This window comes from Geobacillus sp. FSL K6-0789, assembly GCF_038593135.1.
Lineage (GTDB): Bacteria > Bacillota > Bacilli > Bacillales > Anoxybacillaceae > Geobacillus > Geobacillus stearothermophilus.
Map to the genome: position 1 here is coordinate 2285047 of NZ_CP151966.1, position 16473 is coordinate 2301519.

General features: G+C 54.2%; 12 protein-coding genes and 1 other annotated feature. Of the genes, 1 reads left to right on the plus strand and 11 read right to left on the minus strand.

Annotated features, from left to right (window positions below; genetic code table 11):
• Positions 1 to 3 precede the first annotated feature (3 nt).
• The 3 genes from NSQ51_RS12130 to NSQ51_RS12140 form a co-directional block, all read right to left on the minus strand.
• On the minus strand, positions 4 to 2892 hold the full coding sequence (locus NSQ51_RS12130) for a VWA domain-containing protein (RefSeq protein ID WP_121649949.1): 2889 nt from the start codon (positions 2890 to 2892) through the stop codon (positions 4 to 6).
• Between the two features lie 29 nt (positions 2893 to 2921).
• Positions 2922 to 4271 carry a folylpolyglutamate synthase/dihydrofolate synthase family protein gene (locus tag NSQ51_RS12135; RefSeq protein WP_121649950.1) on the minus strand — a complete coding sequence of 450 codons (1350 nt, stop codon included), beginning with the start codon at positions 4269 to 4271 and terminating at the stop codon, positions 2922 to 2924.
• A 183-nt stretch (positions 4272 to 4454) separates the two neighbouring features.
• Complete coding sequence (locus NSQ51_RS12140) at positions 4455 to 7097, minus strand: valine--tRNA ligase (protein WP_121649951.1); 2643 nt, start codon at positions 7095 to 7097, stop codon at positions 4455 to 4457.
• 99 nt (positions 7098 to 7196) lie between these two features.
• Positions 7197 to 7526, minus strand: a binding site (T-box leader).
• 139 nt (positions 7527 to 7665) lie between these two features.
• On the opposite strand from NSQ51_RS12140, the gene NSQ51_RS12145 reads away from it, so the two are divergent.
• Positions 7666 to 7854 (plus strand): hypothetical protein, encoded by a 189-nt coding sequence (locus tag NSQ51_RS12145; protein ID WP_011232115.1) that lies wholly within the window; start codon positions 7666 to 7668, stop codon positions 7852 to 7854.
• 37 nt (positions 7855 to 7891) lie between these two features.
• Here NSQ51_RS12145 and ysxE read toward each other — a convergent pair whose 3' ends face one another.
• The 8 genes from ysxE to hemA all read right to left on the minus strand — a co-directional run bounded on the left by ysxE (position 7892) and on the right by hemA (position 16316).
• Positions 7892 to 8920 (minus strand): spore coat protein YsxE, encoded by a 1029-nt coding sequence (gene ysxE, locus NSQ51_RS12150; protein ID WP_121649952.1) that lies wholly within the window; start codon positions 8918 to 8920, stop codon positions 7892 to 7894.
• Between the two features lie 44 nt (positions 8921 to 8964).
• A complete protein-coding gene (spoVID, locus tag NSQ51_RS12155; protein WP_121649953.1) occupies positions 8965 to 10011 on the minus strand; it encodes a stage VI sporulation protein D in 1047 nt (348 codons plus the stop codon).
• 118 nt (positions 10012 to 10129) lie between these two features.
• The gene (hemL, locus tag NSQ51_RS12160) at positions 10130 to 11419 is read right to left on the minus strand and encodes a glutamate-1-semialdehyde 2,1-aminomutase (protein ID WP_049624176.1); all 1290 of its coding nucleotides are present in this window, start codon (positions 11417 to 11419) and stop codon (positions 10130 to 10132) included.
• Between the two features lie 16 nt (positions 11420 to 11435).
• Positions 11436 to 12410 (minus strand): porphobilinogen synthase, encoded by a 975-nt coding sequence (gene hemB, locus NSQ51_RS12165; RefSeq protein WP_011232119.1) that lies wholly within the window; start codon positions 12408 to 12410, stop codon positions 11436 to 11438.
• Positions 12411 to 13178 (minus strand): uroporphyrinogen-III synthase, encoded by a 768-nt coding sequence (locus tag NSQ51_RS12170; protein WP_049624175.1) that lies wholly within the window; start codon positions 13176 to 13178, stop codon positions 12411 to 12413.
• Complete coding sequence (gene hemC / locus NSQ51_RS12175) at positions 13175 to 14107, minus strand: hydroxymethylbilane synthase (RefSeq protein WP_033014321.1); 933 nt, start codon at positions 14105 to 14107, stop codon at positions 13175 to 13177. Before hemC ends, NSQ51_RS12170 begins: the two co-directional genes overlap by 4 nt.
• Before the next feature lie 15 nt (positions 14108 to 14122).
• A complete protein-coding gene (locus tag NSQ51_RS12180) occupies positions 14123 to 14941 on the minus strand; it encodes a cytochrome c biogenesis protein (protein WP_055358687.1) in 819 nt (272 codons plus the stop codon).
• A gap of 10 nt (positions 14942 to 14951) precedes the next feature.
• The gene (gene hemA / locus NSQ51_RS12185) at positions 14952 to 16316 is read right to left on the minus strand and encodes a glutamyl-tRNA reductase (protein ID WP_033014323.1); all 1365 of its coding nucleotides are present in this window, start codon (positions 16314 to 16316) and stop codon (positions 14952 to 14954) included.
• Positions 16317 to 16473 lie beyond the last annotated feature (157 nt).

Consider the following 16473-nt stretch of genomic DNA (forward strand, 5'->3'; position numbering starts at 1 on the left):
TGGCTACCATTTGCCGCCGTTCCCGCCATTTTGGTTGGTGGAAGGCGATCGGACAATGACGGTCGCCTCAGCTTGAATATCCCGGCCATCCAGCGCTTTCACCTCGGCTGTCGCCGTGATGATGGCATATCCGACATCAACCGCTTGCAAATACCATTTCCCATTTTCTTGAACCACTTTGACAAACCGATCGTCAGACGTTACAACAGAGCGAAGCGCCTTGTCCGTCGCATTTTCCGGAATGAAACGGAGTTCTGGCGCCACTTCGAGTTGATCGCCGACATTCATGTATAGAATCGGATTGCGGAACGCCATGCCTGTAAGCGGTACGTACGGATCAATCACACGAATCGTTGCCGTCGCTGACGCATTTCCTCCGTCTGTCGAGCGGACAGTGATGGTGACCGTTCCAGGCTTTAGCGCTGTCACGGTTTCGTTTTGCACCACGGCGATCGTATTGTCGCTCGATGACCATGCCAACGTTTTGTTCGTCGCATCGCTCGGAACGATCGTCACTGGAATCGTCTGCGTATCTCCGACATTCATCGTCGCCTGATATGAACCAAGCTTCAGTTCTGTAATCAGCTTTGTATACGTAAACGCTGCGCTCGTTAAACCCGTTCCTCTCGTCAATCCTCCTGACGCCTGCACATTCACCGTGTAGGAACCGTCATTGGAAATGGCAACAACATACGGCGACGAGAGCGGCGTCCAAGCGGATGCCACCCCATTTCGCACTGCTTGGTACTGATATGACACCCCTTCACCGGCTACCAACCCGGTTATTTTAACGGTCGGCGCCTCATAAGTCGTCGCTCCGTTTGGCACGACGCCATTGGCTGTCACAACGGAAAGATGGGGTTTAATGTACACCGGTACCGTCTGGCCGTTGCTGTACGTGACAAGCAGCACGCCATCATCATTCGGGTCATATTGCAGCGCTTTGACAGGTAACGGCAATAATCCATATGAATTGGAATTAGAATTGGGATTCGCCTGTCCGACAATGTCGTCTGATAAAGCAGAAAATTTGTGTTTTGTGATAGTACCCTTTCCATCCCCTTCATAGTAAAAGTATGGAAAATCATCCAAACGAACTGTCATGCCGATTCGTTCCGCCGGCGGAACGAGCGTCGATGTTTGGGCGCCATAACGGCTGTCGGTGAATGTCACCGAAGCTGGCGGCAATTGAACACTGTTCATGGCAAAGTCCGCCTGCATCACCCATTGCGCCGAGAGCGTCAGTTTGTTGAGCTGGCTGTAGTCGAACGTTTGATTGGTGAAAGACCATTTGGCATAACGCTTGCCATTCTCCACATAGGTTGTGACTTTGTCATCGGGAACAACGGAGATGCCATCGGGCAGTTCTTGGACAATGCTCACATTGCTGATCGTCCCGGTCGCATTGCCGACATACCCGACAAGCGACAACGAATACGTAGCCCGGAAGCGGTTGTCGTCGCCATCGGTGGCCCCGCGTTTGATTAAGCTCGTGACATCATTGGTCAACCCTTGCAGCTTCACCGTTCCAGTAAACGACGGCGGCGCTTCATCTTTGACAGTGACGGTCACCGTTTTCGTCACAGCCGGCTGTGGTTGGCCATACACATCCCGATACGTCAGTTCAGCATTGAACGTATATGTCCCTTTTGCTTTAAATGACACGGGAATCGGAACTGTCACCGGCGCCGGTGTGCCCTGGCCAACTTGGTATGGGATGGAAAACGAAATATACGCATTTTGCTTGTTTTCATCCAGCCATACTTGGCCGTTTTCCGCAACGGCGACATTGCCGCCAAACGACGAAAGCGGGATGCGGATCGTTCCGGTGATCGCCGGCGTGGTGGCAAGCTGGGAAAACTGTTGGAACAAGGCGGTCAAATTTTGCGTCGTTCCTTGGCGCGCCTCGCCGCCGGCAGTCGCTGAAAGCGACCGTAAATAGTCCATATCGACTTCATCATTGTCGCCGAAGCCGATTGAGTAAAGAGTGATATTGTTCATCCCGAGCGTTTTCGCCACCGCTGTGGCATCGGCTCGGATTTTCCTTTCGATGCTGCTGTAAGTGAACGAATAGCCGTTATCCCAAGACACCCACCATCCATTAACATAATCTTGCCCATCGCTGTAAAATTGGCGAGAATATCCTTTGTTGTCGGTAAAACGGATACCGGCAGTCCATCCATCGCTGTACAATTCGTATGTGACCGAAAGAGAACCGGTTACTCTATTCCCTGTATACCGATATCCGCCCCGAAATTTCGGTTTAACCTCCCGATACGTAATCGTATCGACTGTATTCAACACCGTCGGCATGCCATCCGTTAAGAAAATGATATACTTTTTCCTCGTTGGATCCGTGAAATACGATTTAGCAAGAGACAAAGCAGCCGAATAGTTCGTTCCGCCGCCGGCGGTCAAGCTGTTGCCGGTATTGAGAATGGCATCAAGCTGACTTGCAACATTCGAGTACTTCCCAAACGGAACCACACTTGCTTCCCGCACTCCATCGGAAAACGGAATAAGAGCAAAGCGGTCATTTTGGTTGTAATTGGACTTAAAGTAGTTGACCGCCGCTTGCAGAGCGGATTTGGCGCTTTGCAGCTTCATTGCCGTCATCGACCCCGACACGTCCATGACAAACACGACATCGATCGGCGGGCGGATGATTCCTGAAACAGCGCCTTGTGGAACGAGCGTCACATCGAGCCGGCCTTGGGCATCGCCGTTTGGCGGCTTGGCGTACTCTGATTGTGACGAAGAAAACTGCAATTGAAGCGATGGCAGAGAGGAAGAAGCGGCTTGAACGGCAACCTCCTTCCCACCTGTGCAAAACATGAGCAAAAATGCCCAGACCGACGCTGTAAGAGCTTGGAAAAACCTCCTTTTCCTCATGTTCCTCTCCCCGTTTCATGACAAATTACCTATTTTTCTTTATCTTCATTATACCATTTCATAGACGTTGTTGATAGCAAATTTTTCTTACACAAGCTTTTTTTCACTTCGGAAATAAAGTATAAAGACCCCGTAATCAGCAACATTTCTTGAGCCGACAAACGTGTTTTCTGCTCACCGATCCACTTCTTCCAACGATGAACAGTCGCCTTATGCCGATGGGATGAAAGAGCATACAACTGTTCCGCCGCTGCCGCGCGCGGAAAATCAAACGTGGTAAACGTGATTGTATCCGCGAGCTCATCAAGCCGTTGAATCATCCGCTCCAGCGGCTTGTCGGTCAGCGCGGCGAACAAGACATGGACGCGCTTGTCGGGATAATGAGCGCGCACCGTCTCGACAAGGGCGCGAATTCCGGCTTCGTTATGGGCGCCGTCGAGAATGATGAGCGGTTTGCCGCTCACCCGCTCAAACCGGCCGGGCCAAGCGGCTGTGGCCAGCCCATCGGCGATATGCTCCGGCTCGATCAAAAACGAATAGCCAAGGCGCAATAGTTCGGCCGCCATCACCGCCACCGCCGCATTTTCGACTTGATGGGCGCCGGGCATTTGAATGCGCAAATCGCGATATTCGGCAAACGGCGTGGCGAGGGAAAACTGCTCTCCTTCGGCGATCGTTTTCCAGTCTGTTACAGTAAAATCAACGCCGAGACGATATGTTTTCGCCTTCCGCTCCGCCGCCGTTTTGGCGATCACTTCCCACGCCTCGGGCTCGTTGACCGCTGTCACAAGCGGAATCCCTGATTTAATGATCCCCGCTTTTTCCGCGGCGATCTGATCGAGCGTATCGCCTAAGATGTTCATATGATCGTAGCTGACGTTCGTAATGACGGAAAGGAGCGGATAAATGATGTTAGTTGAGTCCAAGCGGCCGCCGAGTCCGACTTCAATGAGCACGATGTCTTGGATGTTTTGTTTGCCGAAATAATACAACATCATCGCCGTGATCACTTCAAACTCGGTCGGTCCGCCAAGTTCCGTCTGTTCCAATTCGTCCGCAAGCGGTTTGATCGTTTGCACGAGCTCTACGATCTCTTCATCGCGAATCGGTTGGCCGTTTATGCTGATTCGTTCGTTAAACTGCTCGACATACGGCGAGGTGAACGTGCCGACCGAATAGCCCGTCGCCTGCAAAATCGAGCGCAAATAGGCGACCGTTGACCCTTTGCCGTTCGTTCCCCCGATATGGACGGCGCGGACGCGGCGTTCCGGGTGCCCGAGTTGTTCCATCATCCATTCCATCCGTTTCAACCCGGGTTTCATGCCGAGCCGCAGCCGCCCGTGAATCCAAGCGACTGCTTCTTCATACGTTCGAACCATGTTCATCATCCTCCTTGTTCGTTGTTGTCTTGTCCTGCTTCCGGTTTCATGCGGCAATCGGGGCCAAGACTGGATCGTATATGTCGAAGGCATTTTCCTTCGGCATCATCATCCCTATCGAAAAAGACGAACCCGCCCGCAAGCGGATTCGTCTTCATCATAATCAACAGCAAGATCGTTTGTCTACCGTTTGAGCTCGGCGAGGCGCGCCTTGACGGCTTCGCGTTTTTCGATGTAATCTTGCCGCTTGCGCCGCTCTTCTTCGACGACATGAGCCGGCGCTTTCGCCAAAAAGCCTTCATTCGCCAGTTTCTTTTCGACGCGCTCGACTTCTTTGTTCCATTTGTCGAGCTCTTTTTCAAGCCGCTTCATTTCTTCCTCAATATTGATCAATCCTTCAAGCGGCATGATGAGCTCGGCGCCGGTGACGACCGCCGTCATCGCTTTGTCCGGCGCGGGAACGTTTGTATCAATCAAGAGCTCGCTCGGGTTGCAGAACCGCTCAAGATAGGCGCGGTTTTTCATGAGCGCCGCCCGCACTTGTTCATCTTTCACCTTAATATAGAGCGCAATCGGCTTGCTCGGCGGCGTGTTCACTTCGGCGCGGACGTTGCGGACGGCGCGGATGATGTCCACAAGCATCCGCATTTCTTCCGCCGCTTCTTCGTTCGACAGCTCAGGGCGCACTTGCGGCCACGGAGCGACGGTGATCGATTCGCCTTCATGCGGCAAGTTTTGCCAAATTTCCTCGGTAATGAACGGCATGAACGGGTGAAGCAGGCGCATCGTGTTGTCGAGCACATACGCCAACACGGAGCGCGTCGTCTTTTTCGCCGCTTCGTCGTCACCGTAAAGCGGCAATTTCGCCATTTCAATGTACCAGTCGCACAAGTCGTCCCAAATAAAGTTGTACAGCGTGCGCCCCGCTTCGCCGAATTCGTATTTCTCAGCAAGCTTCGTCACCGTGTCGATCGTTTCGTTGAGGCGCGTTAAAATCCAATGGTCGGCGACCGTTTTTTCGCCGCTCAAATCAAGCTCCTCGTACGTCATGCCGCCCATGTTCATCAAGGTAAAGCGCGAGGCGTTCCAAATTTTGTTAGCAAAATTCCACGTCGCTTCGACTTTTTCTGTGCTGAAGCGCAAGTCTTGCCCCGGCGAGCTGCCGGTCGCCAAGAAGTAACGGAGCGCATCGGCGCCGTACTGGTCGATCACATCCATCGGATCGACGCCGTTGCCGAGCGACTTGCTCATTTTCCGCCCTTGGGCGTCGCGGACGAGGCCGTGGATGAGCACGTCTTTGAACGGGCGCTTGCCGGTGAATTCGAGCCCTTGGAAAATCATGCGCGACACCCAGAAGAAAATGATGTCATAACCGGTGACCAGCACATCGGTCGGGTAGTAGCGCTTGTAATCCGGCGATTCCACATCCGGCCAGCCCATGGTCGAGAACGGCCAAAGCGCCGAGCTGAACCATGTGTCGAGCACATCGGGGTCTTGTTCCCAGTTTTCGATGTCTTTGGGCGGTTCATGGTCGACGTAAATTTCACCCGTTTCTTTATGGTACCATGCCGGGATGCGATGCCCCCACCAAAGCTGGCGTGAAATGCACCAGTCGCGGATGTTTTCAAGCCAATGCAAATACGTTTTTTCAAACCGTTCCGGCACGAACTGCACTTTGCCGTCGGTTTGCTGGAGCTTGATGGCGGCTTCGGCGAGCGGCTTCATTTTCACGAACCATTGCGTCGACAAATACGGTTCAATAACTGCGCCGCTTCGTTCGCTATGGCCGACCGAGTGAACATGCTCTTCAATCTTAAAGAGAACGCCTTGTTCTTGCAAATCGCGGACGATCTGCTTCCGGCATTCAAACCGGTCAAGCCCCTGGTATTGCATGGCGTTTTCATTCATCGTGCCGTCTTCGTTCATGACGAGAATGCGCGGCAAGTTGTGGCGATTGCCGATTTCAAAGTCGTTCGGGTCGTGCGCCGGCGTAATTTTGACCGCTCCGGATCCGAACTCCATATCGACGTATTCGTCGGCAATGATCGGAATTTCGCGGCCAACGATCGGCAGTTTTACCATTTTGCCGATCAAGTGCTTGTACCGCTCGTCATCGGGGTGCACAGCAACGGCCGTATCGCCGAGCATCGTTTCCGGACGGGTCGTCGCCACTTCAATGTAGCCGAAGCCGTCAGCGAGCGGATAGCGCATATGGTAGAGCGCGCCTTTCACTTCTTTATAAATAACCTCAATGTCCGACAACGCGGTTTTCGTCACCGGATCCCAGTTGATGATGTATTCGCCGCGGTAAATGAGCCCTTTCCGGTAGAGCGAGACGAACACTTCGCGCACCGCTTTGGAAAGCCCTTCGTCAAGTGTAAACCGCTCGCGCGTGTAATCAAGCCCAAGCCCTAACTTCGCCCATTGGCTGCGAATATGGCCGGCGTATTCTTCCTTCCACTTCCACGTTTCTTCTAAAAATTTTTCCCGGCCTAAATCGTAGCGCGACAGCCCTTGCTGGCGCAATTTTTCCTCGACTTTCGCCTGGGTGGCGATGCCGGCGTGATCCATTCCCGGAAGCCACAGGACGTCATACCCTTGCATCCGCTTCATGCGCGTAATGATGTCTTGCAGCGTCGTATCCCACGCATGCCCTAAGTGCAATTTGCCGGTGACGTTGGGCGGCGGGATGACGATCGTAAACGGTCGTTTGTTCGGATCACCGGTCGCTTCAAAAAATTTTCCTTTCAGCCACCATTCGTAGCGCCCGGCTTCAACGGCGCGATGATCGTATTTGGGTGGCATCGACACTTCGTGCTGTGCCATGTTTCATTTCCCTCCTTCAACATGATGGACAATGCGGCGACGGCGGCTTCCCACTAAGCAATGCCGCGCAGCCGGCAAGCAAAAAAGCCCCTTTCATCCGAAAAGGACGAAAGGAGCTGCTTTCGCGGTACCACCTTTTTTCTTAAGCCTAGAAGGCTGGTGATGAAGAGAACCGCAACACGGCCAACCCACCGGTGAAACATCGGCTGGCGAGCCCACAATCAGTTTAGTTGACCGGCCTTCTAGAAGCTTAAGCGCTTCATTGGCATAACGGCATGATGCCGGCTTCCTCTACTCGGCAGCAGCGCCTTTCAAAGAAGCAGCTCAAGGGCGACCTTCCAGCAGCCGTCATCCTAGGAAATCTCGCAGCTTCTGATTTCCCTCTCTGCAGGCGCGGACCGCTGTACTCCTCCCCGTCTTCGCTTTTGTCGTCATGATTCGATTATTATACTACCATTGTCCATCATCTTTGCCAAGTTTTTATTTATTTATTCCATCCGTGTGCATTTGGTGACAAACCACCGCACGTTTCATATTGTATAGTAAACCGGAGAAGGAGGGAACACCGATGCGGCGATTCAACCCGTATTCATGGCCGCCTTGGCTTCGGCAAGTGCGCGCCGTCTGCGCCCAAGTGATCATCCCGCTCACCATTTTTCAAGCGATCCGCACCATTTTTCTGCCAACGACGTTTGATGTCATTTTATTGGCCATCTTCGTTTTCATTGCCGTGGCGCTCCATTTGGAATGGATTTAGTGCGACGCCGTTTTGTTGGGCTGGATTCAAAATCCATTTAACCATTGCTGCTTTCATCCACCGGCTGTTCATTATCCATCGCCTCTTCCTGCTGCGCGGCGTCGCGTTGGACAAGATGCATGACAACGGCCTCCATGTTTTTGAACGCCCAGTAACAACGTTGCAGCGCGGTCACATATTCCCGTTCGTTCCGCTCGTTCCGCGAAGCGGCCTCATACCGCTCCAAACAGCGGACAAACCCACGCGGCTCCGCCAAATGGCTGTATAAAAACGCCCGCTCCCCGTCGGACAGCGGCAGCTCCTTCTCGTACTCCCCCATCCCTTCAAGCCACTCGCGCCCAAGCGGCGGCATTGTCTGTACGTGAAAACGGAGCGCGGCGATCACATCAAAGAGCGGCGAATTCCAATGCGCCCGCTCCCAACTGATCCAATACGGCGGGAGATGGTGGGAGAGGCGCGCTTTGCCGTGCACCCAGGCGATGCGCCATTGCTTCGTCTCTTTGAGCGTCTCTTCCCACACATCGAGCCGTTCTTCAGCGAACGAGTACGCGCGCATCACCTCATGAAAATAGGTGCAGCATTGGAGCTGAAACGGAGACATGTACCACGCCGCTTCGTACCGCTCAATCCGTTCTTCCCAAACCATCCGCGCCCGTTGCCATTCGTCCTTTTTTTGCTTTCGGTACGCCGCCGCCTCTTCCTCACTCACCTCGATCGTACGGACGGTGGCGCGATGGAGGCGGGCGAGCTCGCGAAAAAAGGCGTCCACCGCATCCTTCTCCACCTTTGATTCGCCGTCATGCCATGCTTGCAAATAATAAAGGCGCCTGCCTTCTGTGGCAAACAGCGACCGCCGCCGCGTCAGGTAAAGCGGGAGACAATGGGGGCCGCCATGCTGAAGAGACTGCCAAACGGCGGCGGCTTCTTGCTCGCTTTCAAGCGGCTTTAAGGCGAAAACACCGCGGTTCGTGTATACTTTGACGGCTTTGCCTCGCTGCTCCATGCGCTCTGGACGAAGACCGTACTGGGCGAGCACAGCCTCATATCGGTCAGCCTGTGCGGCCATTTGTTACGCCCCCTTATCGGCAAAAGAAACGGAAAGCGTTCCTTTCATGAGAAAGGACGGCTTCCCGCCATGGCCGGAATATAGAGCAGCTGCCCCTCGTGCACGTTATCTGGGCTTTCCAAATCATTGGCGCGCAAAAGCTGTGAGACGGTCACATCATACCGTTCGGCAATCTTGTCCAATGAATCTCCTTGCTGGACGATGCAAATTTTCAGTTTCGTAAACTCTTTCTCCTCGCTTTTCGCAAACAGTTTCGTCAAGTAAAGCGCATTTTCGCTTTTTGTTTTCGTTTCTTCTTCCTCAACCGCCTTTTTCGCCGCCCCGATTGATACCTTCGCCTCAGTTGGCGGCAGCAGCGAAGCGATGTCTTCCTCCGTCTGTGCGCTGACCTCCTTCGTTTCCGTCTCAAGCGGCAAAAACGGCTCTTTGGCCTCCTCTTCTTTCTCAGCCTCCGTTTCTTCATGACGTATGGCGGCCGGCTCCATGACGGAAACGGTCGTTTCGTCGGCGGCAAAAGCCGGCTGTTCATCCGCCTCATCGGTGAGATCATCCACGGAAGCAAACGCTTCCTCACCGGCCGCTTCCTTGCGGGCGATTGATTCAAACGGGGCAAACAGCGGCTCATCGTCCTCCTCATCGTCCGGCAAATCATCGTCAAGCGGCGCTTCACTAATGCCGCTGATCGAAATGTCGGCAGTGATCAGCAATCTTCCGTTTTCATCCAAATCATAATCAAACGATTCAACCGTCACGTACACATCCTCAAGGGAACGAATGCGGTTTTTTGGAATCGTAATATCGATTGGAAAGCGGTGCGACAGTTCGCTGATCCCGTCTTCGCGCACCGAAATGTGCTGAATGAACCGATAACCAGCCAGCTCAAACACGTCGTCATCCGCTTCAGCCTGCCCTTCGCCCGCTTGGTGGAATTCGCCGCTCAACTCAAGCGCGCCGCGGATCGTAATATATTGGTCGTACTCATCGACGGAAATGACCGGATCAAGAGAAATGGATAAAAACTCGGCGACTTCCTGTCCTCTTTTAAACCAGACCGATTCTTCCAATGAAAAACGCAAATACGATTGCTCCAACCGGGCCTCCTCCTTCCGTCCCTTCGGCAAATAGTTTCTATGACATTATCCATTGTATGAACGGAAACGAGGCGGTATGATAAAAAATTGGGCTGCCGACCGTCGGCAGCCCCTTTCCTTATCCGCGCAGACGGGCAAACACCCGCTCAGCAGCGGCAATCGTATATTCAATATCATCATCACTGTGCGCCGTCGACAAAAACAGCCCTTCAAATTGCGACGGCGGCAGGAAAATGCCTTCATTCGCCATTTCCCGATAATAGGCGGCAAACAGCTCCAAGTCGGACGTTTTCGCTGTCTCGTAGTTGACCACCGGCTCGTTCGTGAAGAAAAAGCCGATCATCGACCCAGCGCGGTTGATCGTATGCGGGATATCGTATTTCTCTGCTGCCTGATGAAGCCCATCCGCAAGGCGCGCCGCTTTGCGGCCAAGCTCTTCGTACGTTTCCGGCGTCAGCTGGCGGAGCGTCTCGTACCCGGCCGTCATGGCGAGCGGATTGCCGGAGAGCGTGCCGGCTTGGTACACCGGCCCGCTCGGCGCGACAAGCTCCATGATCTCGGCTTTGCCCCCGTACGCCCCAACCGGCAAGCCGCCGCCGATCACTTTGCCAAGGCACGTCAAATCCGGCTCAATGCCATAATACCCTTGGGCGCAGTGGTAATCGACGCGGAACCCGGTCATGACCTCGTCGAAAATCAATAAGGCTCCGTATTGTTTCGTCACCTCGCGCAGCCCTTCCAAAAAGCCAGGCACTGGTGGAACGACGCCCATATTGCCGGCGACCGGTTCGACGATCACCGCGGCGATGTCTTCGCCAAACCGCTCAAACGCATAGCGGACGCTGTCGAAATCGTTGTACGGCACCGTGATGGTATGCTGGGCGACCGATTCCGGCACGCCCGGGCTGTCCGGCAGGCCGAGCGTCGCCACGCCGGATCCGGCTTTAATGAGCAGCGAATCGCCGTGGCCGTGGTAGCTGCCTTCAAATTTGATAATTTTGTTGCGCTTCGTGTAGCCGCGCGCTAAGCGGAGGGCGCTCATCGTCGCCTCCGTACCGGAGTTGACCATCCGCACGATTTCCACCGACGGCACCCGCTCAATCACGAGCTTGGCGAGCTCATTTTCAAGCAATGTCGGAGCGCCAAAGCTTGTGCCTTGTTCCGCCACGCGCTTCAACGCTTCCACGACCTGCGGGTTGGCATGCCCTAAAATGAGCGGACCCCATGACAGTACGTAATCAATGTACTCATTGCCGTCAATATCGTAAATTTTCGCTCCTTGGCCGCGCGCCATGAAAATCGGCGTCATCCCGACCGACTTGAAGGCGCGCACCGGGCTGTTCACCCCGCCCGGCATCAATTTCACCGCTTCTTCGTAAGCGGTTTTTGACCGTTCGTAGCTTCGCATGCTTCCGCCCTCCTCTCTATTCAGCCAGCCAGCGGGCGACATCTTTGGCAAAATACGTAATGATCAAATCTGCGCCCGCCCGTTTCATCCCTGTCAACATTTCCATGACGACCGACTTCTCATCGATCCAGCCGTTTTGCGCCGCCGCTTTGACCATCGCATACTCGCCGCTCACGTTATAGGCGACAAGCGGAAGCGGAAAACGGTTTTTGACGTCGCGGATAATATCCATGTAGGCAAGCGCTGGCTTCACCATCAAGAAATCAGCGCCTTCTTTGACATCCGACTCCGCCTCGCGAAACGCCTCAAGGCGGTTGGCCGGATCCATTTGGTACGTCTTCCGGTCGCCAAACTGCGGCGCGCTGTCGGCGGCATCACGGAACGGGCCGTAAAATGCCGAAGCGTATTTGATTGCATACGACATGATCGGCACATACTCAAACCCTGCTTCATCAAGCCCACGGCGAATGGCGGCGACAAAGCCGTCCATCATGTTCGACGGCGCGATGATGTCGGCGCCGGCTTGCGCTTGGCTCACCGCCGTTTTGGTGAGGAGCTCGAGCGACGGGTCGTTCAGCACGCGCTCGTTTTCGACGACGCCGCAATGGCCGTGGCTCGTATATTCACATAAACACGTATCCGCAATGACGACTAGATCTTTGTGTTCAGCTTTGATTTGGCGGATCGCCCGCTGAACAATCCCTGTTTCGCAATACGCCTGCGAACCGACTTCATCTTTTTCATTCGGCACACCAAACACCATGACGGCGGGAATGCCAAGCTTGGCGATGTCGTCCACTTCCTCAGATAAACGGTCAAGCGATAAATGGTAAACCCCTGGCATCGACGGCACTTCCCGCTTAATGCCGCTTCCCTCGACCACAAACAGCGGATAAATGAGATCCTCGACGCGAAGATGCGTCTCACGCACCATCGCCCGAATCGCAGCCGTTTGCCGCAAACGGCGATGGCGGTCAAATGACAGTGCCATTCATCGTCCCTCCATGGAAAAATATTGTTCCATCGCTTTGATTATACCATCCGTGGTGTAATCCGTCGGACAAATATGGACCGAAATGCCCGCCCGCTCGGCCGCTTCTTTCGTCACCGGTCCGATGCAGGCGACCGCAACACCGGAAAGAAGGGCATCCACTTCTTTGTCGAGAAGGCGGACAAGGCTGTCAACCGCCGACGGGCTCATCAAGGTGACCGCATCAAGCTCCCGCCGGCGCAGCAGCGACAACAACCGCTCCCGGCCGTTTTCATCAGGCTCGGTCTCATACACCGTGAGCTCGTCGACCGCGGCGCCGGCGTTTCGCAACGCCTCAGGCAAGGTCGGGCGCGCCAAATTGCCTTTGACAAACAGCACCCGGTCGCCTTGTTTGACGCGCGGCATGAGCAAGTCAGCCAGCCGTTCAGCGGTGTAATCATCCGGCACAAGCGCCGGGGAAAGACCATGCTCGGCGAGCGCGGCCGCCGTCTTCCGCCCGACGACGGCGACATTCGGCAGCGGCCGCGGCAACGAAACGTGCGGAAAAAAGAAGCGGACGGCGTTCGCGCTTGTGAAAACGAGCCAACGGTATTCGCCAAGCCGCTCAACCATAGAAGCGATTTCTTCCGGCGCCGCCGGTCGGATGGCAATGAGCGGGATCTCGACCGGCACGGCGCCGACAGCGCGCAGCTTGGCAGAAAACGATGCCGCCTGCTCTTTGCCGCGCGTCACGAGCACCGTTTTGCCGGCGAGCGCGCTGTGTGTCATGATTGGCTCAACTCCTGTTTCACCCGCTCGATGAGCGCTTTCGCCCCTTGTTCGATCAAGACAGCAGCCGCCTGTCGGCCGACCGCTTCCGGATCGGCGCCAGTGACGATTTCTTTATACATTTCTTTGCCATCCGGGGAGGCGACAAGCGCGGTAAGACGCACCGTCCCCTCCTTCACTTCCGCATAGCCGGCAATCGGCACTTGACAGCCTCCTTCCATTTGCTGCAAAAAGGCGCGCTCCGCCCGAACAGCCCGCTCGGTTTGCTCGTCGTTTAACCGGCTGAGCCATTGGCGCAATTCGTCATCATCCTCCCGGCATTCGACCGCCAGCGCCCCTTGGCCGACCGCCGGAACACAGACATCAAAAGGAAGATAGTCGCTGATGACGTCATCGCCCCAACCCATGCGCGCAAGACCCGCCGCCGCTAACACGATCGCATCGTACTCTTCGCTTTCGAGCTTCGCCAACCTTGTGTCAATATTGCCGCGAATCCATTTGATCGTCAAATCCGGGCGATAGGCAAGCAGCTGCGCCGAACGGCGCAAGCTGCTCGTGCCAATGACCGACCCAGGCGGCAAGTCGGAGAGCATCCGGTTTCCTTTGCTGACAAGCACATCGCGTGCATCTTCGCGGCGTGGAACCGCACCGATCACTAAACCTTCGGGCAGCACAGCCGGCATATCTTTCATGCTATGGACCGCCATATCGATGCCGCCGGCGAGCAATTCATGCTCAATCTCTTTCACAAACAACCCTTTGCCCCCGACTTTCGAGAGCGTAACATCAAGCACCCGATCTCCTTTCGTGACGATTTCTTTCACTTCAAACGTAAACGGCGCCCCAAGCTGTTTCAATTCGTTGATCACCCACTTCGTCTGGGTCAAGGCAAGCTTGCTGCGCCGCGAGCCAACGACAATGTTCCGCATCTCGTTCCACCTCGATTACGAATACCAGAAATGAAATTTTGACAAACTACCAAACAAGAAAAAGTTGACAAGCAAAAATAAAAACGAACCGATATTCCATAGCGCGATCGCCTTCCCTTGCATCTGCCGGACGACTCGCTTGTAAAAATAGACGCCATAGACGAGAAGAACGACAAACGACCCGAGCACTTTCGCATCATACCAATGGAAATGGTCGATTTGAATATACGCCCAAATCACGCCAAGAATGAGCCCTAATAACAACATAGGTAAGCCGAGCGCGTTTAAAACATACGACAAACAATCAAGCCGCGACAAATCCGCCATGCGCCAAAGGCGCGCCCCCCACTTTTTCTTTTTCAGCAAACTGTACTGCAACATGTAAAGCACCGAAAACAGAAACGACAGCGTAAACGCCGCATACGCTCCGAGCGAAAGGGTGATGTGGATGATCAGCAGCTCCGAGACGAGCCGCTCCGCAACAGCCGGCGACTGCGAAGACGGTGCAAACGTATGAATGGCCAAAATAAAAAAAGCAAGCACGTTCGTAAAAAAGACGATGAAATCGACGCGCAGCAGCCGATTGATGACGAGCGACAGCGTAATGAGCAGCCAAGCGTAAAAATAAAGCCCTTCCGACATCGTTAAAATCGGAAAGCGCTTCGTCTCCATGATGCGAGAAACAAACGTCACTGTCTGCAAAAGCCACACAATAGAAAGCAACCAGAAGGCGATGTCGTTCGCCTTCCGGTTTTGTTGCAAAAAATCGATGAAATAGAATAGGATCGAAGCGATGTAAAGCAAAATGGACAACTCATACAACAGCGCCACCATCCATCCCACCTTACAGCTGCCATGATGGGCGGGCGGCACGGACCGCTTCCGCGTCTTGTTCATCGCATTGCACGGATTTCGCCTGCTCTATATGCCGCTCGGCTTTCACCGCATCTTCGATATTGAAAATTTTCATAAACAGCAAAAGCGCCTCCTCGGCATTCGGGCCGGCGGCGAGTTCCTTCGCCTGCAAAATCGGATCGCGGAGCAGCTGGTTAATAATGCTTTTCGTATGCTTATTCAACACTTTCCAGTCGCGCTCCGACAAATGCGGCAGTTTCCGCTCCAAACTTTTCATCGTTTCTGCTTGAATGGCCAGCGCCTTTTCGCGCAATGCGGCAATGACTGGCACGACGCCGAGCGTCTGCAGCCATTGGCTAAACGCCATAAGTTCCGCTTCGATCATCGTTTCAATGCGAGCCGCTGCCTTTTGCCGTTCCGCCAAGTTGGCCGCCACCACATCTTGCAAATCGTCAATGTCGTACAAAAACACCGTTTCCAAATCAGCCAACGCCGGATCCAAATCGCGCGGCACCGCGATGTCAACCATAAAGAGCGGGCGGCCTTTGCGCATTTTCTCAAGCGGCGCCACCATTTCCTTCGTCAAAATATAGCCTTTGGCTCCCGTCGAGCTGATGACGATATCTGCTTCCAGCAAAGCGCATGACAATTCGCCGAGCGGCTTCGCTTCGCCGGCAAACTGCTTAGCAAGCTGTTTCGCTTTTTCAAGCGTCCGATTGACAACCGTCACCTTCCCGACGCCGCTGCCGTACAAGTTTTGCGCCGCCAGCGTCCCCATTTTGCCGGCCCCGATAATCAAGACGTGCTTGCCGGCAAGGCGGCCGAAAATTTTCTTCGCCAGCTCAACCGCCGCATAGCTGACCGATACAGCGTGCGCGCCGATGCCCGTTTCCGAGTGGGCGCGCTTCGCAAAGGTCACCGCCTGCTTGAACAGATGATTGAAAATCGTGCCGCTCGTCCCGACCTCTTGAGCGAGCAAATAGCTGTCTTTCACTTGCCCTAAAATTTGCGTTTCCCCAAGCACCATCGAATCAAGGCCGGCCGCCACGCGGAACAAATGCTTTATGGCCGCTTCTCCTTCAAGCACACGCAAATACGGAGCAATCGCTTCCACTTTGACGCCAAACCATTCGGCTAAAAATGCTTTCATATAGTAACGTCCGGTATGCAGTTGATCAACCACTGCATAAACTTCCGTCCGGTTGCACGTCGAGACGATCACATTTTCGAGTACGCTTTTTTGCTCGGCGAGCTGTTTCATCGCCGCACCGAGTTCCGCTTCTGCAAACGCGAGCTTTTCGCGGATTTCTACAGGGGCGGTTTTATAGTCGACGCCAACGACTACGATTTGCACGATGCCATCCCCCTTATTGACCGAATCCCTTCCATCATTATATCACAACTGTCCATCGTTCCGATTTAAAAAAATTGTGAACATGCCTCCAAAGCTATGCTAAACTGTAGACAGTGATCATTCTATCATAAACATGTCCAAAAGGGAAACGGAGGAC